Genomic DNA, 23383 nt, shown 5'->3' with positions numbered 1-23383 from the left:
CGCGACCCCGCCCACGACGCGACCCCGCCGAGCCACCGCTGCCGTGCGCATCCTCCTCCTCACCGGCAAGGGCGGCGTCGGCAAGTCCACGCTCGCGGCCGGTACCGCCGCCCTCGCCGCCGCGGACGGCGCCCGCACGCTCGTGCTCTCGACCGACGCCGCGCACTCGCTGGCCGACGTCTACGGCGTCCCTGTCGGCGCGGACCCGGTCGAGGTCGCGCCGCGGCTGTGGGTCCAGCAGGTCGACGCGCAGCTGCGCTTCGAGCAGTCCTGGGCCGACGTGCAGCGCTACCTGCTCCAGGTGCTGGACGCGGTCGGGGTGGACCGGGTGGCGGCCGAGGAGCTCACCGTGCTGCCGGGTGCCGAGGAGGTGCTGGCGCTGCTGGAGCTGCGGCTGCGCGCCCGCTCGGGGGAGTGGGACGTCATCGTCGTGGACTGCGGCCCGACCGCGGAGACGCTGCGGCTGCTCGCGCTGCCGGAGGCCCTGGGCTGGTACATCCAGCGGGTGCTGCCGGTCGAGCGGCGCGTGGTGCGCACGCTGCGCCCGGTCCTCCAGCGCACCGTCGGGGTCCCGATGCCGGGCGGGGACGTCTTCGACGCGGTCGAGCGGCTGCACGCCGAGCTCGCCGAGGTGCACGCGCTGCTCACCGGCCCGGGCGCGAGCGTGCGGCTGGTGCTCACCCCCGAGGCGATGGTGCTGGCCGAGTCGCGGCGTACCTGGACCCACCTCTCGCTGTTCGGCTACACCGTCGACGGGGTGCTCGCCAACCGGGTCTTCCCCGCCGAGGGGGCCGACGACTGGCGCGCCGGCTGGGTGCAGGCCCAGGCCCGGGTGCTGGCGCAGGTGGAGGAGTCCTTCGCCGGGCTGCCGGTGTGGCGCTCGATCTACCGCGACGCCGAGCCGCTGGGCGTCGCGGCGCTCACCGCCCTCGCCCGCGAGGTGTACGACGGCGCCGACCCACTCGCCGCGCCCTCCGGGGACGGGCCCTTCGCCCTGCGCCGCACCGAGAGCGGGGCCGAGCTGCGGCTCGCGCTGCCGCTGGCCCAGCGCGGTGACGTGGACCTCGCGCGCAACGGCGAGGAGCTGGTCGTGACGGTGGGGTCGTATCGTCGGCTGCTGACCCTGCCCTCGGGCCTCGCCCGGATGCGGGTCGCCGGCGCGCGCGTCGCCGACGGCGGCCTCCGGGTCCGCTTCGTCGAGAGCAGCGAACGCGAGTCCGTCCCGCACCACACCGACCAGCAGCCCGCCCCACATCCTGCCCAGCAGCCCGACCAGCCCACGGAGGACCTGGCGTGACCGGCCCCCACGACGCACCCCACGAGCAGGACCCCGCGCGCCCCGACGCCGCGGAGCACCCCGACGGCATCGGCAGCGTGACCGAGGAGGCCGCGAAGCTCTTCGGCGCGCTCGCCGGCCTCGCTCGCGAGCACGGGTTCGGCGACCACCCGGCCGGCGGGCACGAGGCCGCCGGGTCTGCCGGGTCCGCCGAGGACACCCACCCGGAGCACGGTGAGCCCCGTGAGCCGGGCGAGCACACCGAGCACGCCGAGCACGCCGGTCACACGGGCGGCCCCGAGTGCACCTGGTGCCCGGTCTGCCGGGCGGTGCACCTGGTGCGCCAGACCAGCCCCGAGGTCCGCACCCACCTGGCCAGCGCGGTCTCCTCGCTGGCCAAGGCGGCCGCCGGCCTGCTCGCCACCACCGTCCCCGACGCCGCCCGCACGCCGCGTCCGGGGGTCGACCACATCGACATCGACCTCGACGACGACCTCGGGGATCCCGACGGCGGGCCGGACCGCGGAGGAGCGCAGTGAGCCTCGCCTGCGGCATCGACATCGGCGGCACCAAGATCGCCGGGGGCGTCGTCGCCGAGGACGGCACCGTGCTCGAGGAGCTGCGCGTCGAGTCGCCGGCGACCGACGTGGAGGCCATCGAGGACGCCGTGACCGGCCTGGTCAAGGAGCTCGGCTCGCGCCACGACATCTCGGCGGTCGGCGTCGGCGCGGCCGGCTACATCGACCGGGACCGGGCCAAGATCTACTTCGCCCCCAACATCGCCTGGCGCGACGTCAGCCTGCGCGACGAGCTCGAGGAGCGCGTCGACCTGCCCTTCGTCATCGAGAACGACGCCAACGCCGCGGCGTGGGGGGAGTTCCGGTTCGGCGTCGGCCAGGACGTCGACGACCTGCTCCTGCTGACCATCGGCACGGGTGTCGGCGGCGGCCTGGTGCTCGACCGGTCCCTCTACCGCGGCGGCTTCGGCGTCGGTGCCGAGATCGGCCACCTGCGCGTCGTGCCCGACGGCCTGCCGTGCGGCTGCGGCAACCGCGGCTGCCTGGAGCAGTACGCCAGCGGCTCGGCACTGGTGCGCGAGGCCCGGGCCGCGGTGCGGCAGGACCCGGCGCGCGGCGCCGGCCTGCTGGACCTCGCCGGCGGCGACCCCGAGCGCATCGACGGGCCGCTGGTCACCCGCGCCGCCCAGGCCGGCGACGAGCTCGCCCGCGCCTGCCTCGCCGGGCTGGGCCGCTGGATCGGGGAGGGCATCGCCTCGCTGGCCGCCGTCCTGGATCCCGCGGTCGTGGTGATCGGCGGCGGGGTCAGCGAGGCCGGCGACCTGCTGCTGGACCCGGCCCGCGAGGCGTTCGACGCCCAGCTCCCGGGCCGCGGGTACCGCCCGAGCCTGGAGATCCGCCGCGCCGTGCTCGGCAACCGGGCCGGCATGGTCGGCGCCGCAGACCTCGCGCGGCGCTAGGACGGGACCCGCGACGATGGCGCTCCACATCGGGGTCGACGTGGGCGGCACCAAGGTCCTCGCGGCCGAGGTCGACGCCGACGCGTCGGTGCTGCGCACCGCACGGCGTACGACGCCTGGACGGCGCGTCGAGGTCGCCGTGCTCGAGCAGGCGCTCACCGAGGCCGTGCTGGAGGTGGCCGACGGTCGGCGCATCGACGGTGTCGGGCTGGCGGCGGCGGGGTTCGTGGACCCGGCGGGGGAGCGGGTGATGTTCGCCCCGCACCTGCCGTGGCGCGAGGACCCGGTCCGCGCGCGCCTCGCGCAGCGCTGGGGGACGAGCGTCGTCATGGACAACGACGCCAACTGCGCGGCCCACGCGGAGGTCGAGCACGGCGCCGCGCGGGAGTTCTCCGACGTGCTGGTCATCACCCTCGGCACCGGGATCGGCGGCGCCGTGGTGCTCGGGCGCCGGCTGCTGCGCGGCCGCAACGGGATGGCCGGGGAGTTCGGCCACCAGCAGGTGGTGCCCGGCGGGCTGGCCTGCGAGTGCGGCGGCAGCGGGTGCTGGGAGCAGTACTGCAGCGGCAACGCGCTGGTGCGCCACGCCCGGGCCCGCCTCGGTCACGAGCCCACCCTGCTCGAGGAGCCGTGCGGCGGGGACCCGGGCCGGCTCACCGGGCCGATGGTGAGCGCCGCGGCCGCGCAGGGCGACCCGGTGGCCCTGGCCGCCTTCGCCTCGGTCGGGGACTGGCTCGGCGTCGGCGTGGCCAACCTGGTCGCGGCGCTCGACCCGGAGGCCGTCGTCGTCGGGGGTGGGGTCTCGGCCGCGGACGAGCTGTTGCTGGAGCCGGCCCGCGCGGCGCTGCGGCGCAGCCTGGTCGGGGCGCACCACCGCGTCGTACCGAGACTGCTGCGGGCCCGGTTCGGCCCGGAGGCCGGCGTGATCGGCGCCGCCCGCCTGGCCGCGCGCGCCACCCTGCGCGACCTCACCTGAGCCCACCTGAGCACGCGGTCACGCGCGCCAGCAGGGCCGGGGTCAGACGCGGGCGCCGTCGTCCCAGGGGTCGCGTGGCTCCCGCGGCATCCGCCAGACCAGGTAGACGAACCCGCCCACGAAGCCGGAGACCAGCAGGTAGGACACGATCCCCGGCAGCGAGACGCCGAACAGCAGGCACAGCAGCAGGATCGCGGGGGAGCCGAACACGCCGGCCCACGCCACGAACCGGTCCCGGGTGGGGCGGGGCAGTGGCGGGGGAGTCGGGGGCACGAAGCCCTCCTCGGGCTCCGGGTCCGGGTCGACGACGTACGCCGCGAACGGCTCGGGCTCCGGCTCGGCCGGCTCCACGGGGGCGGGCGCGTCGTCGAGCTGCGGCCGCTCGCCGTAGTTCTCGACGATGCCGCGCCAGACCTCGTCGTCGTTTCCACGCTGCACTCGTCCAGCCTAGTTCCGTGGGGGTGGGGGCGCTATCGGGCGCTCACGCGGGCGAGCAGGTCGGCGGTCTCGGCGAAGATGCGCGGCGCGTCGTGGTCGAGGGTGGCGACGTGGAAGCTGTCCTCGAGGTGCACCACCCGCACCTCGCTCGAGGAGACCCGCTCGGTGATCAGCGGCTCGGACAGGTCGTCGACGACGTGGTCCACGCGCGAGCGCAGGTAGAGCAGCGGTGCGGTCACCTGCGGCAGCGCCGCGACCAGCTCGGGCCAGGCGCGGAACATGGAGCGGGCGGCGCGCAGCGGGGTGCGCGGGTAGCCGTGCTCGGTCACGCCGGGCTTGCGGATGTCGTCGACGATGCCCGGCATCGAGGGCAGCACGTGCTGGAGCACCGGCAGCAGCCTGACGTCGAGGCGGCGCGTCGCCACGGCCGGGTTGACCACCACGACGCCGGCGACCCGGTCGGGGTGGTCGGCGGCCAGGCGCAGCGCGAGGGCCCCGCCCATGGAGAGCCCGCCCACGACGACGGCGTCGTTCTCGAGGCACAGCCCGTCGAAGACCCGGCCCAGCTCGCCGTACCAGTCCTCCCACCGGGTGGTGTTCATCTCCTGCCAGGTGGTGCCGTGGCCGGGCAGCCGCGGCACCTCCACGGCGTACCCCAGGGCGGCGAGGTGCTCGCCCCACGGCTTGACCGAGGCGGGCTGGCCGGTGAACCCGTGGCTGAGCAGCACGCCCACCCGGCGCCCGCCCGTGAGCTCGGGTCGGGCAGGGACCGAGAGGGGGGCCGCGAGCGGGTGGATCGTCATGGGCGGATCCTAGGTCTAGAGTTCGGCTGTCCGGGTCGTGTTCGGAAGGTGCTGCGCGTGTTGTACTGGTTCCTCAAGTGGGTCGCTCTCGGCCCCGTGCTCAAGGTCGTGTTCCGTCCTGAGCTGCACGGCGTCGACAACGTGCCCTCCGAGGGCCCGGCGATCCTCGCCAGCAACCACCTGTCCTACGCCGACTGGCTGTTCATGCCGCTGCGGCTGCCGCGCCGGGTGACCTTCGTGGCCAAGGCCGAGTACTTCACCGGCACCGGCATCAAGGGCGCCCTGCAGCGCGCGTTCTTCGGCGGCTCCGGCCAGGTCCCGATCGACCGCGCGAGCGGCAGTGCCGCGGAGGGCGCGCTCAGCGCGGCCAAGCGGATCCTCGGCGAGGGCCACCTCTTCGGCATCTACCCCGAGGGCACCCGCTCCCACGACGGCCGTCTCTACCGCGGCAAGACCGGCGTGGCCCGCCTCGCGCTGGAGACCGGCGCCCCGGTGATCCCGGTCGCCGTGATCGGCACCGACGTGGTCGCGCCCCCCGGCAAGAAGTTCGGCAGGTTCACCCGCCCGGTGGTGAAGTTCGGCGAGCCGCTGGACTTCTCGCGCTACGAGGGCATGGAGAACGACCGCTACATCCTGCGCTCGATCACCGACGAGATCATGTACGAGATCATGCGGCTCTCCGGCCAGGAGTACGTCGACATGTACGCCGCCCAGGCCAAGGAGCTCTCCAAGGAGCAGGCGAAGGAGCAGGCCCGCGCCGCCCGCCACGCGGCCGAGCAGAAGAAGGCGTCCTGATCGACCCGCTCGGTTGGCGCCGCCCGGCGCCGACCGTCGAGGACCGGCTGTTCCGCGCGCTCGCCGTGCTGCGCGTGGTGTTCTGGGTCAACACGGTCGCGGTCAACCTCTGGAACGCCGACAACTTCCAGCGCCCGGTCGCGGGCGTCGTGGTCGTGGTGCTCCTCGGCGCCTGGACGGCGTACGTCCTGCACGCCTGTGCGGACGCCGCCCGGCGCACGCCGGTGCTGCTCGGGCTCGACCTCGCGGTCGCGGTCGCGGCCCTGGTGTCGTCCCCGCTGCTCAAGGGCGAGGGGTTCCAGGCCACGGTGCCGGGCTTCTGGGTCGCCGGTCCGCTGCTCGCGCTCGCGGTGCGGTACGGCGTGCGCGGCGGGCTGCTCGCGGGCGCGGTGCTCGCCGGCACCGACCTGCTGGTGCGCGCCGAGGTCAGCCAGGGCAACTATGGCAACGTCTTCCTGCTGCTCATCGGCGGTCCGGTGGTGGGCTACATGGCGGACTCGCTGCGACGGATGGCCGCCGAGCGCGACCGCGCCCAGCGCGAGGCGGCCGCGGAGGCCGAGCGGGTGCGCCTCGGCCGGGCCGTCCACGACGGCGTGCTCCAGGTGCTGGCGCTCGTGCAGCGCCGCGGCGCCGAGCTGGGCGGCGAGGGCGCCGAGCTGGGCCGTCTCGCCGGCGAGCAGGAGGCCGCGCTGCGCCGCCTGATCCAGGCCCAGGACGCGGTGGGCCCCGAGGACCGCACCGGCATCGCCGACCTCACCACCGCGCTGGCCGCGCTCGGCTCCTCCCGGGTCAGCGTCGCCACCCCCGGCGCCCCGGTCGAGCTGGCCGCGCACGCCGTCGAGGAGCTGGTGGCGGTCGTGCGCGCCTGCCTGGACAACGTGCGGACCCACGTCGGCGCGGACGCGCCCGCCTGGGTGCTGCTCGAGGACGTCGGCGACCGGGTGGCGATCTCGGTGCGCGACGAGGGCCCCGGGATCCCCGCCGGCCGGCTGGACCAGGCCGTCGCCCAGGGACGCCTCGGCGTCAGCCAGTCGATCTGCGGCCGGGTGGCCGACCTCGGCGGCAGCGCCGAGCTCAGCACCGGCGCGTTCGGCACCGAGTGGGAGGTCGTCGTCCCGCGGGGCCCTAGGGTCGGCCCATGACGATCCACTCCACGCATCCCTTCCCCACCGGGGAGGACCGGGTGCGGCGGCTGCGGGGACGCCTCGGCGGCGCGGTGTCGCTGTGGACCACCGGCTCCGGTGCCGACCGCGCGGGACTGACCGTGACCTCGCTGATGGTCGCCGCCGGTGAGCCCGCCCGCCTGCTCGCCCTGGTGGACCCCGACTCCGACCTGGCCGACGCGCTGCGCGACTCGCTGGGCGACTCGGGGACCGGCGAGGACGGCGCGCGCTGCGTCGTCCAGCTGCTCTCCTGGCCCGACCGCGGCCTGGCCGACATGTTCGCCGGGACCGCTCCGGCGCCGGGCGGGGTGTTCCGGCAGGCGGAGTTCGAGCAGACCGCCTGGGGCCCGCGGTTGGCGACGGCGACCACGTGGGCCGGCGTACGCCTGGAGTCGGTGGCCACCGTCGGCTGGTCGGACCTGCTGACCTGCACCGTCGAGGAGCTCGTCGTCGGCGAGGACCACGAGGCGCTGGCGCACCGCCGCGGGCGCTACCACCGGGCGGTCGGCGATGCGTGAGACCCCCGCTGCCCCTGCCTCCGACCCTGCCGTTTCCGAGGCCGCCGCTCCGGCGTCCGCGGAGCCGGCCCCGGTGCGCGTGATGGTGGTCGACGACCACCCGATGTGGCGCGACGCGGTGGAGCGCGACCTGGCCGCGGCCGGGTTCGACGTGGTCGGCGTGGCCGCCGACGGCCGCCAGGCGCTCGCCCGCTTCCCCGCCTGCCGCCCCCAGGTCCTGGTGCTCGACCTGCAGATCCCCGAGCCCAACGGCGTCGCGGTCACCGCGGAGGTCCTGCGCCACGACCCCTCGGCCCGGGTGCTGATCCTGTCCGCCTCCGGCGAGCAGGGCGACGTGCTCGAGGCGGTCAAGGCCGGCGCCACCGGCTACCTGGTGAAGTCGGCCTCCCGTGAGGAGCTGATCGACGCCGTACGCCGCGTCGCCGCGGGCGACACCGTGTTCACCGCCGGCCTGGCCGGGCTGGTGCTGGGGGAGTTCCGTCGCCTGGCCGACCCCGGTGCCGGGCCCGAGGACCCCGGGCACCCCGAGCTGACCGAGCGCGAGACCGAGGTGCTGAAGATGGTCGCGAAGGGGATGAGCTACAAGCAGATCGCCGAGCGCCTCGTGCTCTCCCACCGCACCGTGCAGAACCACGTGCAGAACACCCTGCGCAAGCTGCAGATGCACAACCGCGTCGAGCTCACCCGCTGGGCGATCGAGCGGGGCCTCGACGGTGACTGACGAGGCGCAGCTGCTGGGCATCGCCGACGAGCTCTACGGGCTCGCGCTGGCGGAGTTCACCCCCGCCCGCGACGCGCGGGCCAAGCAGCTGCGCGGCACCGACGAGGCGGCGCCGGTGAAGGCGCTGCGCAAGCCCGCGAGCGCCGCGTGGGTGGTCAACCAGCTGGTGCGCAGCGAGGCCGAGCAGGTCGAGCAGGTGCTCGCCCTCGGGGCCGCGCTCCGCGAGGCGCAGGCGTCCATGGACGGCGAGGAGCTGCGCGCGCTCACCAAGCAGCGCCGCCAGCTCACCGCGGCCGTCACCACCCGGGCCCGCGCCGTCGCCCGCGAGCGCGGCCAGCGGGTCACCGAGGCGGTCGCCGAGCAGGTCGAGGCCACCCTGACCGCCGCGATGCTCGACGAGGACTGCGCCCGCGCGGTGCGCAGCGGCCTGCTGGTCGCCCCGCTCGCGGCCACCGGCGTCGACCCCGTCGACCTCGCCGAGTCGGTCGCGCTCCCGGGCGCCCTGGGGTTCACCGCGAGCCCGCGCCCCGCGGAGGAGGCCGCGCCCGAGGCCCGCCCGGGCCTGCACGTCGTACCGGACCCGGAGGCGGACGCCAAGGCGCGCGCCGCGGCCGAGGACGCCCTCGCCGCCGCCGAGGACGCGGTGCAGGACGCCGAGCACGACCGGGACGTCACCGCCGCGGAGGTCAGCGACCTGGAGGCCAGGTCGCTGCAGCTGCAGGCCGAGATGGACGAGCTGCGCCGGCGCCTGGCCGAGCTGGAGTCCGCGGCCGAGGAGGTCGACGACGAGCTCAGCGACGCCGAGCAGGTCCGCGACGCCGCCGAGGCCGGCCTCACCGCCGCCCGCCGTACCCGCGACGAGGCCGCGGCCGCGCTCGAGAAGCTGCAGGGCTGAACCGAGGACCGGGAGGCGCACGATGAGGACGGACTTCAAGCGGACGCTGGACGCCTATCGCGCGCGGGTCGGCGAGCTGCGCCTCGTGGAGGTGCCACCGATGCAGTACCTCATGGTCGACGGCCACGGCGACCCCAACACCGCGGGGGAGTACGCCGACGCGATCGCCGCACTCTTCCCCGTGGCCTACGCCGTCCGGGCCGCCAGCAGGGGCGAGCTGGACCGGGACTACGTCGTCCCGCCGCTGGAGGCGCTGTGGTGGGCCGCCGACATGGCGCTGTTCACCTCCGGGCGCGACAAGTCGCAGTGGGACTGGACGGCGATGATCATGACGCCCGACTGGATCACGCCCGACCTGGTGGCGGCCGCCGTCACCCGCGCCGCCGCCAAGGACGGCGCCTCGCCCGCGCTCGACCGGCTGCGCCTGGAGACCCTCGAGGAAGGCCGGTGCGTCCAGACCCTGCACGTCGGCCCCTACGACGCCGAGGCCGCCGTGCTCGCCGAGATCCACGAGCGCTTCATCCCCGACGCCGGCCTGCGGATGCGCGGGCGGCACCACGAGATCTACCTGAGCGACGCCCGTCGCGTCGAGCCGTCCCGGCTCCGCACCATCCTGCGCCAGCCGGTCGAGGATGCCTGAGGCGTACGCCGGGTCCGCGCAGGCGGCCTGGCGGTGGGTGCTCGACCAGGTGCGCTGGGACGAGGACGGGCCGTGGCTGCCCGACATCGCCGCCCACCTCTTCCGCCTCGCACGCCTCCTCGACCAGGGCCCCGACGCCCCCGTCGTCGCGCGCACCGACAGCTGGTGGGCGCTCCCGATCCCGGAGGTGTGGTGGCCGCCGCAGGATGCCTAGCGTGCGTCTCTGGCGCTGGTCCTGTCGTCCCCGTCAGTCGCGGAAGCGTGCGCGGACCTCGGCGGCTCGCTCAGGTGCCAGCTGCCATCGCGTGTAGGGCACGCTCTGCCAGCCCTGGTCCCGTAGCCACTTGCGGATCGTCCTGGGACTGACGCCCAGCTCGGCTGCCAGCTGTTGGGGCGTGACTGTCTCGGTCATGCGCGCCACCGTAGACGCGGCGATGATCGCGGGGAGGACGTTCAGGGCGTAGATCCGCCACGTGGGTCTGTGCCACCTCGGCTACCCGGCTAGCGGCCATCAGGCATCTACGTCCGCCTGGCGAAGCGGAGGTCGCCGTTCGGCATGCGTTGGTGCAGGTAGCGGTCGTCGTCGATCAGATGGTGGTGGTGGAAGCAGAGGAGCAGCGCGTTCGCGAGGTCGGTCCTCCCGCCGGCTGATCACGGCCTCAGATGATGTGCCTCGCACCACGTGGAGGGGATCGTGCAGCCGTCCGCGCGGCACTCCCGGTCACGGAGCGCGAGGGCCTTGCGTTGTCCGGGAGTCTCGACTCAACCGGTCGGGAGTCTCGACTCAACCCTCGAGGCGATCGCTGACCAGGAGCGCGAGGTGGAGATGCCGGCCGGCCCGACCGTGGCTCCCCGCCCAGGTGCACGCCGGCCGAGGACGTGGGCGGACTCGAGTAGCCTCCCGCCATGCCCGACCTCGAGGTCTCCGTCGCCGGCCGGTGCGTCATGGTGCGCGACGGCGGCGACCCGGACGGCGTCCCCGTGGTGCACCTCCACGGCACGCCAGGATCGCGCGTGGAGGCCGATCCGGGCGCGGCGGTCGGCGCGCGGACGGGCGTACGGGTGATCGGCTTCGACCGGCCCGGTTACGGCCGGTCCGACCCGGCGCCGACCACGCTGCGCCTGGTCGCCCACGACGTCGAGGCGATCGCCGACCGGCTCGGGCTGTCCGAGGTCGCCGTCCTGGGCTGGTCGGGCGGGGGACCGTTCGCCCTGGCCGCCGCCGCGGTGCTGGGTGATCGGGTGACCAGGGTCGGCGTCTCGGGCGGCCTGGCCCCGGTGCAGCAGATGCCGCGCGCGCTCGATGCGCTCGACGACAACGACCGACGGGCCCTCTCCTTCCTCCCGGCGGACCCGGTCCGGGCGGCCGAGCAGTTCCGCACCGGGAACGCCGAGCTGCTCGACGCGATGATGTCGGTCCGCGAGGACCCGGACGCGCCGTGGATCGACTGGATGTGGGGGACCAGCGACCCGGAGGTGGTCGCCGACGCGGATGCGCGCCGGGCGCTCCTCGTGTCGTTCCGCGAGGCCCTGCGCCAGGGGACGATGGCCATCGCCTGGGACAACGTCGCCTTCGTGGGGCCGTGGGGGATCCGGCTCGAGGACGTGGGCTGCCCGGTCCACCTCTGGTACGGCGACCGCGACCAGATGGCGCCGCCGGCCAACGGCGAGTGGCTCGCCGCGCACCTGCCCGACGCCGAGCTGGTGCTCCTCGAGGGGGAGGGGCACCTGGTCCCGCTGCGGCACTGGGCGGAGATGCTGCACGCGCTCACCCGCCCGCGGTGAGCATGCGGTGATCCGGTGCCGACCTACAGCCAGCCGTTCCCCTCGGCGGTGATCACGGCCTCCGCGCGGTTGGTGGCGCCGGTCTTGCCGATGGCCGCGGAGAGGTGGTTGCGCACGGTGCCCTCGGAGAGGAAGAGGCGCGCGGCGATGCGCGCGACCGGGGCGCCGTCACGCGAGGCCCGCAGCACATCGGTCTCCCGGGCGGTCAGGGGCGAGTCGCCCGCGACCAGGCTGTCGGTGGCCAGCCCGGGGTCCACCACGCGCAGGCCGGCGTGCACGCGGCGTACGGCGTCGGCGAGCTGCGCTGCCGGGGTGTCCTTGACGACGAGCCCGCGGCGCCGGCCTGCAGGGCACGTCGCAGGTAGCCCGGCCGCCCGAAGGTCGTCACGCGGGCGCCGGAGTGCCGGATGACGTTGGTGACGCCCTCGCGAACCGTCCACGCGAACAGCTCGCGCAGCTCGGAGGGCACCTCGTCGGCGGCCCGGGGGAGCACCGCCCGGATCCCCGCCGCCTCCAGCGCGACGCGGGCGCGGGTCAGCTCGCCGGGCAGCGTGAGCTCGCGGTAGCCCGCCACCGCGTGGCGTACGTCGCCCAGCGCGTCGCGGCTGAGCCGCTCCAGGTCGACCAGCTCCGCGCGGGCGCGGTCGAGGTCGACGTCCAGCAGCCGCTGGGCCAGCTCCGCCTTGACCGTCACCACGGTCAGGGAGTGCCCGAGGATGTCGTGGAGGTCGCGCGCCAGTCGGATCCGCTCGTTCTCGACGGCGAGCCGGCCGTTCTCCTCGTGGACCAGGAGCAGCTCCAGGTTGCGGCTGATCACCGCGCGCATGCCGAAGATGCCGACCGAGGCGGCCACGATCCCGAACGTGATCCCGACCTGGGTTCCCCACGCCTCGACACTGCCCAGGGACAGGACGACGAGCGCGAGGACGGCCACGGCCGGGCCCGCGAACCGCAGCGGCAGGACCATGACGACCGAGACCCCGAGGAAGACCGTGAAGCTCAGCCCCGGCTCGCCGAGGCAGGCGACCATGACCACGCCGAGCGCGGTCAGAGCCGAAAGGTAGCCGACCGCCCGGCGCGGATCGGGGGCGTCTGCGTGGAGGCGGGTGGCGGGGGCGCGGTGAGGGTCATGGCACCACCGTGGCCGCGCCGCACCCCGGACACCTCGCCTGCTTGTCACGACCCACCCGTGACAGATGTCAGGGGCCACGGTGGGCGATGATGCGCCGATGCGTCCCGACCGTCCCTCCCCGTCGTCCCGCACCCCCGACACGCCTGTGCGCCGTACCGCCCACACCCGGCCGGCGGGCCTGGCCGCCGTGGCCGCGCTGCTCGTCCTGGCCCCCACGGCCTGCGCGACGGGCGGCTCCGAGGAGCCCGCAGGCGCCCCGAGCCCGCCGACCCCGACGGCTGCGGCGACTCCCACGGCTCCGGAGCCGAGCGGCTCGGCGGACGTCGATCCCGGGGACGCCTTCGTGGCCCTCGAGGAGCGGTACGACGCCCGGCTCGGCGTCTTCGCGATCGACACCGGCACCGGCGCGACGCTGGCGCACCGCGCCGACGAGCGTTTCGGCTACGCCTCGACGCACAAGGCGCTGTCCGCGGCCGCCCTCCTGGCGGACACCGACCCGGGGCGCTGGGAGGAGGTGGTCCGCTACGACGCCGGCGACCTCGTCGCGCACTCGCCGGTGACCGAGCAGCACGTGGGGTCCGGCCTGTCGCTGCGGCGCATCGCCGAGGCGGCCGTCCGGGAGAGCGACAACACGGCCGCCAACCTGCTCCTCGACGAGCTCGGCGGCCCCGCCGGGTTCCAGCGGGCCTTGCGGGCACTCGGCGACGACGTCACGGTCGTGTCCCGGCGCGAGACCGCGCTCAACGACACCTCGCCGGGGGACCGGCGCGACACCACCACGCCGCGCGCGTTCGCCCAGGTGCTCCAGGCGTACGCCGTGGGGCCGGCGCTGTCGCCCGACGCGCGACGCACCCTGCTGGACTGGATGAGCGGCAACGCCACCGGCGAGACGCTGGTCGCGGCCGGCGTCCCGGACGGGTGGCGGGTGGCCGACAAGTCCGGCGCCGCGGCGTACGGCACCCGCAACGACATCGCCGTGGTCGAGGTGCCGGGGCGTGACCCGGTCGTGATGGCGGTCTTCTCCGACCGGAGCACGCCCGATGCCGAGTACGACGACGCGCTGGTCGCCGAGGCGGCCCGGGTGGCGCTGCGGAATCTGGTCCCTACGTCCGCCGACTGAATCGGATATCACCGTTCGGCATCCGTTGGTGCAGATAACGCTCGTCGTGGATCAGATGATGGTGATGGTTGCAGAGCAGGATTCCATTGTCGAGATCGGTCTTTCCACCTGCTGACCACGGATTCAGATGATGTGCCTCGCACCAGGTCGAGGGAATCGTGCACCCGTCTGCGCGGCATTCCTTGTCGCGAATAGCGAGGGCTTTTCTCTGACCGGGACTGAAGAGGCGATTCGCGTGGCCGAGGTCGAGCGGGACCGACTTGGTGCCGAGGACTGCCGGGACGAGTTGGGCGGTGCAGGCCAGCCGCCGCGCCTCGCCGGCGGTGATACGTGAGCCGTCGGCGAGTGTGGCTGAACCCAGCCCGTCGACGAGGGCCGTCAGGTCCATCGTGATCACGAGAGTGGTGGCGTCGCCGCCGTGCAGCGGCAGTCGGGACGGATCGACGGCCTCCAACAACGAGCAGAACGCCTCGCCCAACCGACGCTCGTAGGGCACCCGCCGCCCGTCCGCCGCCGGCTCATCCGCTCGGCGGGGGTTGGTGAACGACTCCAGCATCGTGGTGAGCCGCAGCGCGATGCTCTCCGGCACCTGGGCGCGGATGATCGCGGAGCCGTCGCCGAGGTGCCGCACGCCCAGCGTCGTACGCCGCCGGGCGCGGCGTTCCGCGGCGCGCAGCTGCTCCTCCTCGACCTTCTCCGCCCACTCGGGAGCGACGACCTCCATCAGCCGCTCGGCCAGACGGCCCAGCTCACGCGGCCCGAAGTCGGCGGCCTGCTCGACGAGGTAGGTCTCGGCGCGGGCCAGCATCGCCGACCACTCCTCCGCGCTCGCCTCGACGAGGTCGAACGCATCAGTGAGGTCGTCGAGCGCCGCGACCATCACGTGGCCCTGGTCGACGCTCACGTGCCCACCGGCGAGTGCTGTGCCGACGCGGTGCCAACGCAGCTCGCACGCCACCCCGAGCCGCTGCAACCGCCGCGCGGCCGCCCCTGAGGTGTGGGTGCGGTGCGCCACCCACGCGGCCACGTCGCGACACCCGTCCGCGTCGGCCACGTCATCGGCGCACGCGATCACCCGCGCGTGCATCGCCTGCGCGCGCGAGGCCAGGTGGGCCGTCATCCGCAACGCCTGACGCTTCTCGGGCACCGAAAGAAAGGTCGGGTCCCGGTCGGCGATCTTGTCGAGGAACGCTTCCGCGCACCCCACGTCGGCGAGGTAGGGATGAGCCGTGTCGGCCATCGTCGCCTCCCGAGAGGACTGGTGGAAGATTCGGTTTCGTGAGGCCGATTCTACCGGTGTTCGAAAGTGTTCGAAATAGCCCAGAAGGTAAAGAGTGAATCTGTGGAGAACGCTGCGGCTGGGCTTGCGGTGCAGTGCTCGCGGTCAGACATGCGGAGATGTCGAGGTCAGGATGCGTCTTGAGCCAGGACGCCCATGATCACGTCGTCGTGCCAGGTGTCGCCCACAAGCGCTGACTCACGCTCCCGGCCTTGCTCGACAAAGCCGCACCTCGAGTAGCAGGCGGTGGCGCGCACGTTGTACGCGAGGACTCGCAATCCGATGCGATGAAGGCCCACGTCCTGGAACCCATAGCGGATGACGGCACGCGTGACCTCTTCGCCCAGCCCGATGCCGAGTCGCTTGCGGTCGAGGATTCCGACTGCGTATTGCGCTCGCTGGTCGAGCTCATCCGCGCTGTGCAGACGCGCCGTCCCGATGAAGGTGCCTTCGACTTCGGTGGCCCAGTGGAGCGGGCTTTCGTCGGTGCCCACGTGCTGGAGCCACGCTTCGGCTTCTTTGATCGGCATCGCAACTGGCTGCGAGAACGGAGGAGACCCCAGAACACCCGAATGATGTCCGGGTCGTTGCCGCACCGTGCTCGACCTTGAGCGTCCTGAGGCTGGAACGGCCGAAGGAGGACGCGGTCTGGCGGGATCGGTCGTCGCACCGGTGTGGGCGGGACCTCGAGGGGACGCTCGGGCATCCGTCGCCCGGGCACGCCCTCCTCAGGGTTGTCGACGCCTCCGCCGTCGTACACCACGTGTGAAGCGTCAATAACCCCGCGTTACAGGGCGGGGCGGGGGAGCGGCTCGCTCAGTCCTCCGGCAGCGCGGCAAACGCGCGCTGGGTGTCGCGGTACCAGCCGAGCGACTTCTTCGGGTGCCGCCAGCGGCCCTTCATCGCGTCGCGCGCCTCCTGGTGGGTGGCGTCGCCGGCCTTCTCTGCCTCCTTGAGGTGGCGGTCCTGGGCGTTGATCACGTCGTCGGCGCTCTCGCCGCGGTGGGCGAGGTCGCAGGGTCCGCCGAGGTCCCGGCAGGTCATCGTCTTCATGTCGTCTCCCGATGGATGAAGTGGGTTGCCTGTGCTGATGACGAACCGCGGCGACCGGGTGTGACCGGACCGGGAGCTCAGGTCTGGTCCCGTGCCCCGTCGCCGTCGCGGCGGACGACCTGCGCCAGCACCTCGGGCGCCGCGCGGAAGGTGATGGCGCGCACCAGCCCGTCCTCGACGGCGAAGTCGAAGACGACCTTCGCGGCGCCGCGGTGGAACCACGCGGTGCCGGGGCGCTCGCCCACGAAGACCGGGAGCGCCGCGGTGGCGCTGCCGTTGAAGAACGTCGCCACCTCCTCGCGTCCGACCATCCGCTGCGGGGTGCCGGCCAGGACCGCGGCGTCGTCGGCGCCCACCGTCGCGTCGGGCGCGAGCAAGCGCAGCAGCCTCTCGAAGTCGCCGGCCTTGGCCGCGGCCATGAACGCGTCAACCACCTGCCAGTTCGCGAGCCGGTCCTCGGTGCGTGGCTGCGTGACCTTGGCGCGGGCCCGCGAGGCGAGCTTGCGCGCCGCGGTCGGCGTGGTGTCGAGCACCGCCGCGATGGTCGGGAACTCGAACCCGAAGCTGTCGTGCAGCACGAAGGCGACTCGCTCACGGGGGGAGAGCCGGTCGAGCACGACCTGCAGGGCGAGGCTGACCGAGTCGGCTCGCACCACGTCGTCGGCCGGGTCGCCGGCGGTGGCTGCGGCGTCCGCGGGCTCGACCTCGGCGACAGGTTCCGGGGTGCGGACGCGCAGCCGGTCCAGGCACAGTCGGGTGGTCACGGTCGTCAGCCAGGCCGGCAGGCTCTCGATCACGGTGTCGGTGCGGTGCAGGCGCAGCCACGCCTGCTGCACGATGTCCTCGGCCTCGGCGTGGTCGCCGAGCACCCGGCTCGCGATCGCCACCAGCCGCGGCCGCTCGGCCTCGAACAGGTCCGTCTGGTCCACGGCGCCACCCTTCCATCCCGACTCGTGGCTGTCAGTCACCCGACTGACGAACGGGCCGGGGCGGGTGTGAGGGCTCCCGCGGCTCAGATGATGCCCGTCAGCACCCCGCCGTCGGCGCGCAGCGCGGCGCCGTTCGTGGCGGACGAGAGCGGGTTGGCCAGGTAGAGCGCGAGGTGGGCGATCTCCTCCGGCTCGATGAAGCGCTCCAGCAGGGTGGTCCGGTTGCCGCCGATGATCGCCGCCCGCAGGTCCTCCGGCGCCATCGCCTGGGCCTGCGCGAGCTCGTGGACCGTGCCGGCGACGCCGTCGGACCAGGTCGGCCCGCCCAGGATCGTGTTCACCGTGACCGCGGTCCCTCGGGTCAGCTTGGCCAGGCCGTTGGCCAGGGCGAGGCTCGCGGCCTTGGTGACCCCGTAGGTCACCATGTCGCCCGGGATGTTCACGCCGGACTCGGTGCCGACGAAGACGATCCGGCCCCGGCCCCGCTCGAGCATGCCGCGCAGCACGTGGCGCGAGAGCCGGACGCCGCTCATGAGGTTCACCTCGAGGTAGTGCTGCCACTCCTCGTCCGTGACCTCCTCGAACGACTGGAGCTCGAAGAGCCCGACGTTGTTCACCAGGACGTCGACCTCGCCCAGCGCGGCGAGCAGGTCGCGCACCTGGGCGGGATCGGCGAAGTCGGCGACGAGGCCCGAGACCTGCGCCCCGGGCACCTCGGACCGCAGCCGGTGGACCGCGGCATCGAGCCGCTCCCGGTCGCGGCCGTTGATCACCACCTGTGCGCCCTCGTCGAGCAGCCCCTCCGCGATCGTGTAGCCGATGCCCTGGGTCGAACCGCTGATGAAGGCCCTCGTGCCGGCCAGCTGCAGATCCATCTCTCGTCCCTCTCCTCGGACCGTGCCGCAGGTCGGAATGACTTGCCTGGTCAAGTGAAAGTTACGGAGGAGTCACTTGCCTGGTCAAGTCATCGACGGCGCCGGGGAGCCGTGGGATCGCCTACGCTGCTCCCATGACCGACCACCGCGAGCGCGCCGCCCTCGGCGACGAGGACCTCGAGACCTGGTCCGCGCTGGCGACCCTCCTGGAGTGGCTGCCGGCCGCGCTGGACGCCCAGCTGCAGCGCGACGCGGGCCTGACCCACTTCGAGTACGGCGTGCTCTTCGCGCTCCGCGAGGCCCCCGACCGCACGCTGCGGATGAGCACCCTCGCGGCCTACTCCCACAGCTCGCTGTCCCGGCTGTCCCGGGCGGTGGCCCGCCTCGAGGCGAAGGACTGGGTACGCCGCGCGCCCGACCCCGCCGACGGGCGCTACACCCTGGCGACCCTGACCGACCCGGGCGCACAGAAGGTCGACGAGGCGGCCCCCGGCCACGTCGAGCTGGTCGAGCGGCTGGTCCTCGGACCGCTGACCCGGGCCCAGGCCCGCCAGCTCGGCGACATCAGCCGGCGCATCACGTCCGCGATCCGCTCCGAGGAGGGCTGGCGCCCGCCCGCGCGGGCCGCCCGGAGCACGCCGGGGGACCGGAGCGCGCCGGGCGGCTAGAGCTCCGCCCACCCCTTGGAGCGCTCGACGGCCGCCAGCCAGCGGCGGTGGTCGGCGTCGGCGTCCTCGCGAGGGCGGGCCGGGGTGAAGGAGCGGTCCAGCGTCCAGGTCTCACGCAGCTCGTCGGTGGAGGACCACACCCCGGTGCCGAGACCGGCCAGGAACGCCGCACCGAGGGCGGTGGTCTCGATCATCCGCGGCCGCTCGACCGGGACGCCGACCTGGTCGGCCTGGATCTGGCAGAGCAGGTCGTTGGCCGCCGCACCGCCGTCCACGCGCAGCGCAGCGGGCCGCCCGGGCATCGTCTCCAGGACGTCGCGGACCTCGAAGGCGATCGCCTCCAGGGTGGCGCGGACCAGGTGGGCGCGGGTGGTGCCGCGGGTGATGCCGACGATCAGGCCGCGGGCGTGGGGGTCCCAGTGCGGGGCGCCCAGGCCGGTGAGCGCGGGCACGAAGACCACGCCGTCCGAGGACGGCACGGTGGCCGCGATCGCGGCGGTCTCCGCCGCGGACCCGACCAGCTGGAGGCCGTCGCGCAGCCACTGCACCGCGGCGCCGGTGACGAAGATCGACCCCTCGAGGGCGTAGGTGAGCTCACCGTCGGGGGAGCGCCACGCGGCGGTGGAGAGCAGACCGGCGTCCGAGCGCTCGAGGGTGGTGCCGGTGTTGGTGAGGATGAAGGACCCGGTGCCGTAGGTGCACTTGGAGTCGCCGACGTCGAAGCAGGTCTGCCCGAACAGCGCCGCCTGCTGGTCCCCGGCGATGCCGGCGATCGGCAGCGCCAGGTCGACGAAGGTGCGCGGGTCGCTCACCGCGACCTCGCCCCAGCTGGGCACGAGCTCGGGCAGTGCGTCGTCGGGCACGCCGAACAGCCCGCACAGCTCCTTGCTCCAGGTGCCGGTCTCCAGGTCCATGAGCAGCGTGCGGCTGGCGTTCGAGACGTCGGTGACGTGGTGCAGGCCGCGGGTCATCCGCGCGATCAGGTAGGAGTCGACGGTGCCGATCGCGTAGCGGCCGGACTCCACCAGCGCCCAGGTGTGCGGCTCGTGCTCGGCCAGCCAGGCCAGCTTGGTGGCCGAGAAGTACGGGTCCAGCCGCAGCCCGGTCAGCTCGCGGACCCGGTCCTCGTGCCCGTCCTCGCGCAGCCGCACGCACACGTCCGCCGTACGCCGGTCCTGCCACACGATCGCGCGCCGCGGCGAGCCGAGGGTGTCGCGGTCCCACAGCAGCACCGTCTCGCGCTGGTTGGTGATCCCGATGCTGCTCAGGGTGGAGCGGTCGACGCGGGTCAGCACCTCGCGGACCGCCTCGAGCGTTGCCTGCCAGATCTCCTCGGGGGCGTGCTCGACCCAGCCGGGCCGCGGGAAGTGCTGGCGGAACTCCTGCGACGCGCTGGCCTCGACGGCCCCCTCGGGGCTGACGACGACTGCTGTCACACCGGTGGTGCCGGCGTCGATGGCCAGAACGCTCATGGGGCGCACCCTAGCGAGGGGCACCCTGCGCGGGGCGCTCAGCCGGCGCGGACGATCTCCAGGACCCGGCGGTCAACCCAGGACAGGTCGGGCGCGACGCGCATCTCGAGGTTCTCCACGCCCACCCAGGTGCGGAAGTCCGGCTGCCCGGCGGAGCGGGCGTGCTCCTCGAGGGTCTGCTCGAGCTCGGGGGTGACCGCGACCTTGTCCTCCTCGCTCGAGGCGGTCAGGTAGAGGTCGTTGAGGCCCAGCAGCCGCTCGAGCTCGGGGATCGGCGCGGTGTGGTCGTCGACGCGCAGGTCGACGGCGATGTCGTCGTTGCCGCCGTACCCCGCCTCGTCGCGTACGACGAGGAGCGCGGCCGACTGACGCCCGCGCCAGTCGCCGCCAGCGGCGTCGCCGGCGGCCAGGGCGGCCAGCAGGCGGCGCTCGAACGGCAGGTCGGAGCCCTCCAGCCAGCTGCGCTCCATAGCCTCGATGACCTCCGGGCCGGCGAGGCAGTTGCCCTGGATGGCGTAGCCGGGGCCGGTGGTGTGGCCCGCGTAGGTGACGCAGCCACGGCCGGTGTGGCTGGCCGCGCCGCCGTCGGAGTCGACGATGCCGACCTGGCGGTGCTCGCGGCCCTCGTCCTCCTCGAGCAGGCGCTCCAGCGCGATCTCGGCGGTGGCGCCCTCGTCGAGGTGGGACAGCGCAAGGCCCTTGTAGGCGACGTTGGCGTCGGCCTGGGTCGCGATCGCGCCCACCTGCGCGACAGCGGCCGGCACGGCCGATCCCACGGCAAGGAACTTCGAGGCGACGGCGACGCCCCAGGACTCGCCGTCGTCGGAGCGGGCCACGATCGAGAACGTCATGGCTGAAGGTTAGACAGGCCCGCGTGTTCCCCGGCGATCGGCGTGCCGCCGCCGCTACGGTGAGCCGTGCTCAACGACGTCGCGCGCCGAACCCGCCTCTACACCTTCGTCATGGGGCTGAGCGTCGGCCTGGTCTTCGGCCCCTTGGCGGCGACCATCGCCCGGCCCCTCGACGTCGGCACCGGCTCCGTGATCGCCTTCCCTGTCGCCGCGATCGTCGTCGTGGTCCTGGCGAGCAACGTGATGTTCGCGTCGCTGTACCTCGACACCTTCCGCTTCTGGGAACAGGTGGTCATCGGGTCCCAGGAGATCGTCACCGGCACCGTCTCGACGGTCTCCGTGCCGGGTCGCGTGCTGACGCACCGGATCTCGCGCGGCCGTCCGCACTTCTCGGTCCTCGGCGGCCGCCAGGCGGGGGAGGGACTGGTGCTGCCCGTCACGGTCGTCGGCGACGGCCCGCCGCGGCGCGTCGCCCTCCTCGCGCCGGTCCTGCCCGCGCTCCAGCACCGCGGCGCCCCGCTCGTGGTGGCCCTGCACCCGGAGCGCCCGGAGGTCGGCGTCCTCGACGACCGGGTGACCAGTGCGGACCTCGCCGCCGCCGCCCACGACCCGCGCTGGGCCGACCGGCTGCCGACCAACGGCAGCACCGCCGGAGGCTGGGGGAAGCTGGTGGCGTGCGGCCTGGCCGGTGCGCTGGTGGCAGGCGTGCCCCTGTTCGCGCTGCTCACCTGAGCGACCCACTGGCCAGCGCCCGCGCTGGCCGCGGCACGGGCGTCGTCGCTAGGGTCGTTGGTGGAACATCCACGGTCGAACCAGGAGGATCCATGCGCGTCGGAGTGCTCACCGGAGGCGGGGACTGCCCCGGCCTGAACGCCGTCATCCGTGCCGTCGTCCGCAAGGGCGTGCGCGAGCACGGCTTCGAGTTCGTGGGCTACCGCGACGGCTGGAAGGGTCCCCTGGAGGGGCTGACGATGGAGCTCGGCATCGAGCAGTGCCGCGGCATCCTGCCCCGCGGCGGCACGATCCTGGGCTCCTCGCGCACCAACCCGTTCGCCATCGAGGGCGGCGTCGAGCGGATCAAGGACAACCTGGCCGCGCACGGCGTCGACGCGCTGGTCGCGATCGGCGGCGAGGACACCCTCGGCGTCGCCACCAAGCTCGCCGACCTGGGCGTCAACGTCGTCGGCGTGCCCAAGACCATCGACAACGACCTCTCCGGCACCGACTTCACCTTCGGCTTCGACACCGCCGTCAACATCGCCGTCGAGGCCATCGACCGGCTGCACACCACCGCGGAGTCCCACCACCGCGCCCTGGTCGTGGAGGTGATGGGCCGCCACGCGGGCTGGATCGCGCTGCACTCCGGCATCGCCGGCGGCGCCAGCGTCGTGCTGATCCCCGAGCAGCCCTTCGACATCGAGAAGGTCTGCGCCCACGTCGAGACCCGCTTCACCTCCGAGTACGCCCCGATCATCGTGGTCTCCGAGGGCGCGGTGCCGGTCGAGGGCGGCGACATGACGCTGCAGTCCGGCGAGGTCGACGCCTTCGGGCACGTGCGCCTCGGCGGCATCGGCGACCGGATCGCCCAGGAGATCGAGCAGCGCACCGGCAAGGAGGCCCGCGCGGTGGTCCTCGGTCACGTGCAGCGCGGCGGCACCCCGTCCGCGTTCGACCGCTGGCTGGCCACCCGCTGCGGCCTGCACGCCATCGACGCGGTCGCCGACGGCGAGTTCGGCGTGATGGTCGCCCTGCGCGGCACCGACATGGTGCGCATCCCGCTGATCGAGGCGACCGGCGAGCTCAAGGTCGTCACTCCTGAGGAGTACGCCGAGGCGGAGGTCTTCTTCGGCTGACGCTGACCTCGCCGTGCCCGCCCACGGCGAACAGCACCGTCGCGGCGTCGAGCTCGTCGGGACCGATCCCGACGGCCTCGGCGCCGGTGCGGGCGTCCTCGCGCTCGACCGCCCAGCCGGTCCACGGCCCGCCCACCGGACGCACCCAGCGCCCGTCGAGGAGCAGGTACGGCGTGCCGGCCGAGGAGGTCCGCAGCACGCCCGCGGCGTCGGTGCGCAGCAGCAGGACCCCGTCCTCGTGGACGGTGGCCGCCTCGAGCCGCGAGATCATCGGCAGCCCGGCGGTCGGGGAGCCGGCCGGCCAGGGCCACGGCGACACCCGCTCCTCCAGGACCTGCGGCCCGGAGGCCGGGCTGCCGGGGCCGGCGGGGACGACCCGGGTCCAGGGACGACCCAGGCCGTTCACCAGGTGCCGCTCCCAGCCGCCCAGCACGTCGACGGGCCCGGCCCACGCGGTGCGCAGGTGCTCCCAGGGGCGCGCGTCCGGGTCGGCGCCGGCCAGTGCGGCCACCGCGCGGGCCCCGTCCTCCGCGCGGGCCAGCGCCGCGGGGTCCGGCACCGCGAGGCGGAAGCCCATCCCGAGGAAGGTCGGCACCAGCCGGGTCCAGCCGCGCTCGTCGAGGTCGACCGGCTCCCCGTCGTACCAGGTCCGGGCGGGCACGGT

General features: G+C 74.2%; 27 protein-coding genes and 2 pseudogenes. 16 read left to right on the top strand and 13 right to left on the bottom strand.

Features of this window, described 5'->3' with window-relative positions; all coding sequences use genetic code 11:
- Positions 1 to 43: 43 nt before the first annotated feature.
- From HOQ23_RS20660 to HOQ23_RS01480, 4 genes are read left to right on the top strand one after another with little or no spacing between them, the layout of a single operon-like run.
- Entirely contained in the window at positions 44 to 1297 is a 1254-nt protein-coding gene (locus tag HOQ23_RS20660) for an ArsA family ATPase (protein WP_172211169.1), read from the top strand.
- The gene (locus HOQ23_RS21390; RefSeq protein ID WP_172211167.1) at positions 1294 to 1815 is read left to right on the top strand and encodes a hypothetical protein; all 522 of its coding nucleotides are present in this window, start codon (positions 1294 to 1296) and stop codon (positions 1813 to 1815) included. Before HOQ23_RS20660 ends, HOQ23_RS21390 begins: the two co-directional genes overlap by 4 nt.
- The gene (locus HOQ23_RS01485; protein ID WP_172211165.1) at positions 1812 to 2753 is read left to right on the top strand and encodes an ROK family glucokinase; all 942 of its coding nucleotides are present in this window, start codon (positions 1812 to 1814) and stop codon (positions 2751 to 2753) included. Before HOQ23_RS21390 ends, HOQ23_RS01485 begins: the two co-directional genes overlap by 4 nt.
- Positions 2754 to 2769: 16 nt before the next feature.
- Entirely contained in the window at positions 2770 to 3729 is a 960-nt protein-coding gene (locus HOQ23_RS01480; RefSeq protein ID WP_172211163.1) for an ROK family protein, read from the top strand.
- Positions 3730 to 3771: 42 nt separating this feature from the next.
- Here the strand turns inward: HOQ23_RS01480 and HOQ23_RS01475 are convergent, their stop codons facing one another.
- Positions 3772 to 4167 carry a hypothetical protein gene (locus HOQ23_RS01475; RefSeq protein WP_172211161.1) on the bottom strand — a complete coding sequence of 132 codons (396 nt, stop codon included), beginning with the start codon at positions 4165 to 4167 and terminating at the stop codon, positions 3772 to 3774.
- Positions 4168 to 4199: 32 nt separating this feature from the next.
- A complete protein-coding gene (locus HOQ23_RS01470) occupies positions 4200 to 4970 on the bottom strand; it encodes a carboxylesterase (RefSeq protein ID WP_172211159.1) in 771 nt (256 codons plus the stop codon).
- Between the two features lie 57 nt (positions 4971 to 5027).
- Between HOQ23_RS01470 and HOQ23_RS01465 the strand changes: the two genes are divergently transcribed.
- The 7 genes from HOQ23_RS01465 (at position 5028) to HOQ23_RS01435 (ending at position 9916) form a co-directional block, all read left to right on the top strand.
- Positions 5028 to 5765, top strand: coding sequence for a lysophospholipid acyltransferase family protein (locus tag HOQ23_RS01465; RefSeq protein WP_172211157.1), 738 nt, complete (start codon positions 5028 to 5030; stop codon positions 5763 to 5765).
- Positions 5762 to 6907 (top strand): MacS family sensor histidine kinase, encoded by a 1146-nt coding sequence (locus HOQ23_RS01460; protein ID WP_216653499.1) that lies wholly within the window; start codon positions 5762 to 5764, stop codon positions 6905 to 6907. Before HOQ23_RS01465 ends, HOQ23_RS01460 begins: the two co-directional genes overlap by 4 nt.
- Positions 6904 to 7446, top strand: coding sequence for a flavin reductase family protein (locus HOQ23_RS01455; RefSeq protein ID WP_172211153.1), 543 nt, complete (start codon positions 6904 to 6906; stop codon positions 7444 to 7446). The genes HOQ23_RS01460 and HOQ23_RS01455 overlap by 4 nt, the downstream gene beginning before the upstream one ends.
- A gap of 82 nt (positions 7447 to 7528) precedes the next feature.
- Positions 7529 to 8167: a response regulator transcription factor gene (locus HOQ23_RS01450; protein WP_253945079.1), complete on the top strand. Its 639-nt coding sequence runs from the start codon at positions 7529 to 7531 to the stop codon at positions 8165 to 8167.
- A complete protein-coding gene (locus HOQ23_RS01445) occupies positions 8160 to 9062 on the top strand; it encodes a hypothetical protein (RefSeq protein ID WP_172211149.1) in 903 nt (300 codons plus the stop codon). The genes HOQ23_RS01450 and HOQ23_RS01445 overlap by 8 nt, the downstream gene beginning before the upstream one ends.
- Before the next feature lie 22 nt (positions 9063 to 9084).
- Positions 9085 to 9702, top strand: coding sequence for a GyrI-like domain-containing protein (locus HOQ23_RS01440; RefSeq protein WP_172211147.1), 618 nt, complete (start codon positions 9085 to 9087; stop codon positions 9700 to 9702).
- Complete coding sequence (locus HOQ23_RS01435) at positions 9695 to 9916, top strand: hypothetical protein (RefSeq protein WP_172211144.1); 222 nt, start codon at positions 9695 to 9697, stop codon at positions 9914 to 9916. Before HOQ23_RS01440 ends, HOQ23_RS01435 begins: the two co-directional genes overlap by 8 nt.
- A gap of 33 nt (positions 9917 to 9949) precedes the next feature.
- Here HOQ23_RS01435 and HOQ23_RS01430 read toward each other — a convergent pair whose 3' ends face one another.
- Complete coding sequence (locus HOQ23_RS01430) at positions 9950 to 10114, bottom strand: YfeC-like transcriptional regulator (protein ID WP_172211141.1); 165 nt, start codon at positions 10112 to 10114, stop codon at positions 9950 to 9952.
- A gap of 494 nt (positions 10115 to 10608) precedes the next feature.
- Between HOQ23_RS01430 and HOQ23_RS01425 the strand changes: the two genes are divergently transcribed.
- Positions 10609 to 11487 (top strand): alpha/beta fold hydrolase, encoded by an 879-nt coding sequence (locus HOQ23_RS01425; RefSeq protein ID WP_172211139.1) that lies wholly within the window; start codon positions 10609 to 10611, stop codon positions 11485 to 11487.
- Positions 11488 to 11510: 23 nt separating this feature from the next.
- Here the strand turns inward: HOQ23_RS01425 and HOQ23_RS01420 are convergent.
- Positions 11511 to 11875, bottom strand: a pseudogene (locus HOQ23_RS01420) (response regulator transcription factor); the annotation flags it as partial.
- A 177-nt stretch (positions 11876 to 12052) separates the two neighbouring features.
- A pseudogene (locus HOQ23_RS20650) lies at positions 12053 to 12313 on the bottom strand (histidine kinase); the annotation flags it as partial.
- Positions 12314 to 12716: 403 nt separating this feature from the next.
- Here HOQ23_RS20650 and bla point away from each other — a divergent pair.
- Positions 12717 to 13739: a class A beta-lactamase gene (gene bla / locus HOQ23_RS01410; RefSeq protein WP_172211137.1), complete on the top strand. Its 1023-nt coding sequence runs from the start codon at positions 12717 to 12719 to the stop codon at positions 13737 to 13739.
- Here bla and HOQ23_RS01405 read toward each other — a convergent pair.
- From HOQ23_RS01405 to HOQ23_RS01385, 5 genes are all read right to left on the bottom strand, one after another.
- Positions 13723 to 14979, bottom strand: a complete 1257-nt coding sequence (locus HOQ23_RS01405; protein WP_172211135.1) for an HNH endonuclease signature motif containing protein — start codon at positions 14977 to 14979, stop codon at positions 13723 to 13725. The two genes, bla and HOQ23_RS01405, sit on opposite strands and share 17 nt — an antisense overlap.
- Positions 14980 to 15146: 167 nt before the next feature.
- Positions 15147 to 15548 carry a GNAT family N-acetyltransferase gene (locus HOQ23_RS01400; RefSeq protein ID WP_172211133.1) on the bottom strand — a complete coding sequence of 134 codons (402 nt, stop codon included), beginning with the start codon at positions 15546 to 15548 and terminating at the stop codon, positions 15147 to 15149.
- A gap of 286 nt (positions 15549 to 15834) precedes the next feature.
- Positions 15835 to 16071 (bottom strand): DUF1059 domain-containing protein, encoded by a 237-nt coding sequence (locus HOQ23_RS01395; protein ID WP_172211131.1) that lies wholly within the window; start codon positions 16069 to 16071, stop codon positions 15835 to 15837.
- A gap of 77 nt (positions 16072 to 16148) precedes the next feature.
- A complete protein-coding gene (locus HOQ23_RS01390; RefSeq protein ID WP_172211129.1) occupies positions 16149 to 17000 on the bottom strand; it encodes a sigma-70 family RNA polymerase sigma factor in 852 nt (283 codons plus the stop codon).
- An 83-nt stretch (positions 17001 to 17083) separates the two neighbouring features.
- Complete coding sequence (locus HOQ23_RS01385; RefSeq protein WP_172211127.1) at positions 17084 to 17875, bottom strand: SDR family NAD(P)-dependent oxidoreductase; 792 nt, start codon at positions 17873 to 17875, stop codon at positions 17084 to 17086.
- Between the two features lie 134 nt (positions 17876 to 18009).
- Between HOQ23_RS01385 and HOQ23_RS01380 the strand changes: the two genes are divergently transcribed.
- Positions 18010 to 18543, top strand: a complete 534-nt coding sequence (locus HOQ23_RS01380) for a MarR family winged helix-turn-helix transcriptional regulator (RefSeq protein ID WP_172211125.1) — start codon at positions 18010 to 18012, stop codon at positions 18541 to 18543.
- Here HOQ23_RS01380 and glpK read toward each other — a convergent pair.
- Both glpK and HOQ23_RS01370 read right to left on the bottom strand, forming a co-directional pair.
- Positions 18540 to 20015 (bottom strand): glycerol kinase GlpK, encoded by a 1476-nt coding sequence (gene glpK / locus HOQ23_RS01375; RefSeq protein ID WP_172211123.1) that lies wholly within the window; start codon positions 20013 to 20015, stop codon positions 18540 to 18542. The two genes, HOQ23_RS01380 and glpK, sit on opposite strands and share 4 nt — an antisense overlap.
- A gap of 38 nt (positions 20016 to 20053) precedes the next feature.
- A complete protein-coding gene (locus HOQ23_RS01370; protein WP_172211121.1) occupies positions 20054 to 20866 on the bottom strand; it encodes a DUF1028 domain-containing protein in 813 nt (270 codons plus the stop codon).
- A 66-nt stretch (positions 20867 to 20932) separates the two neighbouring features.
- Here HOQ23_RS01370 and HOQ23_RS01365 point away from each other — a divergent pair, with 66 nt between their 5' ends.
- Positions 20933 to 21598 (top strand): hypothetical protein, encoded by a 666-nt coding sequence (locus tag HOQ23_RS01365; RefSeq protein ID WP_172211119.1) that lies wholly within the window; start codon positions 20933 to 20935, stop codon positions 21596 to 21598.
- A gap of 92 nt (positions 21599 to 21690) precedes the next feature.
- Positions 21691 to 22719, top strand: coding sequence for a 6-phosphofructokinase (locus HOQ23_RS01360; protein ID WP_172211117.1), 1029 nt, complete (start codon positions 21691 to 21693; stop codon positions 22717 to 22719).
- Here the strand turns inward: HOQ23_RS01360 and HOQ23_RS01355 are convergent.
- The gene (locus HOQ23_RS01355; protein WP_172211115.1) at positions 22676 to 23380 is read right to left on the bottom strand and encodes a hypothetical protein; all 705 of its coding nucleotides are present in this window, start codon (positions 23378 to 23380) and stop codon (positions 22676 to 22678) included. The genes HOQ23_RS01360 and HOQ23_RS01355 overlap by 44 nt on opposite strands.
- Positions 23381 to 23383 lie beyond the last annotated feature (3 nt).

The sequence above is a fragment of the Nocardioides sp. zg-DK7169 genome (genome assembly GCF_013155365.1).
GTDB lineage: Bacteria > Actinomycetota > Actinomycetes > Propionibacteriales > Nocardioidaceae > Nocardioides.
The sequence above is the reverse complement of the archived record's forward strand: the minus strand, read 5'-3'. Positions and strand labels throughout refer to the sequence as shown.

Bases quoted from the DNA above. Each gene is read 5' to 3' on its own strand.
- HOQ23_RS01455 (WP_172211153.1), top strand. From the start codon at position 6,904: ATGACGATCCACTCCACGCATCCCTTCCCCACCGGGGAGGACCGGGTG.
- HOQ23_RS01470 (WP_172211159.1), bottom strand. From the start codon at position 4,970: ATGACGATCCACCCGCTCGCGGCCCCCCTCTCGGTCCCTGCCCGACCC.
- HOQ23_RS01400 (WP_172211133.1), bottom strand. From the start codon at position 15,548: ATGCCGATCAAAGAAGCCGAAGCGTGGCTCCAGCACGTGGGCACCGAC.
- HOQ23_RS01435 (WP_172211144.1), top strand. From the start codon at position 9,695: ATGCCTGAGGCGTACGCCGGGTCCGCGCAGGCGGCCTGGCGGTGGGTG.
- HOQ23_RS01405 (WP_172211135.1), bottom strand. From the start codon at position 14,979: ATGGCCGACACGGCTCATCCCTACCTCGCCGACGTGGGGTGCGCGGAA.
- HOQ23_RS01360 (WP_172211117.1), top strand. From the start codon at position 21,691: ATGCGCGTCGGAGTGCTCACCGGAGGCGGGGACTGCCCCGGCCTGAAC.
- HOQ23_RS01440 (WP_172211147.1), top strand. From the start codon at position 9,085: ATGAGGACGGACTTCAAGCGGACGCTGGACGCCTATCGCGCGCGGGTC.
- HOQ23_RS01450 (WP_253945079.1), top strand. From the start codon at position 7,529: ATGGTGGTCGACGACCACCCGATGTGGCGCGACGCGGTGGAGCGCGAC.
- bla (WP_172211137.1), top strand. From the start codon at position 12,717: ATGCGTCCCGACCGTCCCTCCCCGTCGTCCCGCACCCCCGACACGCCT.
- HOQ23_RS01395 (WP_172211131.1), bottom strand. From the start codon at position 16,071: ATGAAGACGATGACCTGCCGGGACCTCGGCGGACCCTGCGACCTCGCC.
- HOQ23_RS01430 (WP_172211141.1), bottom strand. From the start codon at position 10,114: ATGACCGAGACAGTCACGCCCCAACAGCTGGCAGCCGAGCTGGGCGTC.
- HOQ23_RS01380 (WP_172211125.1), top strand. From the start codon at position 18,010: ATGACCGACCACCGCGAGCGCGCCGCCCTCGGCGACGAGGACCTCGAG.
- HOQ23_RS01385 (WP_172211127.1), bottom strand. From the start codon at position 17,875: ATGGATCTGCAGCTGGCCGGCACGAGGGCCTTCATCAGCGGTTCGACC.
- HOQ23_RS01370 (WP_172211121.1), bottom strand. From the start codon at position 20,866: ATGACGTTCTCGATCGTGGCCCGCTCCGACGACGGCGAGTCCTGGGGC.
- HOQ23_RS01480 (WP_172211163.1), top strand. From the start codon at position 2,770: ATGGCGCTCCACATCGGGGTCGACGTGGGCGGCACCAAGGTCCTCGCG.
- glpK (WP_172211123.1), bottom strand. From the start codon at position 20,015: ATGAGCGTTCTGGCCATCGACGCCGGCACCACCGGTGTGACAGCAGTC.
- HOQ23_RS01425 (WP_172211139.1), top strand. From the start codon at position 10,609: ATGCCCGACCTCGAGGTCTCCGTCGCCGGCCGGTGCGTCATGGTGCGC.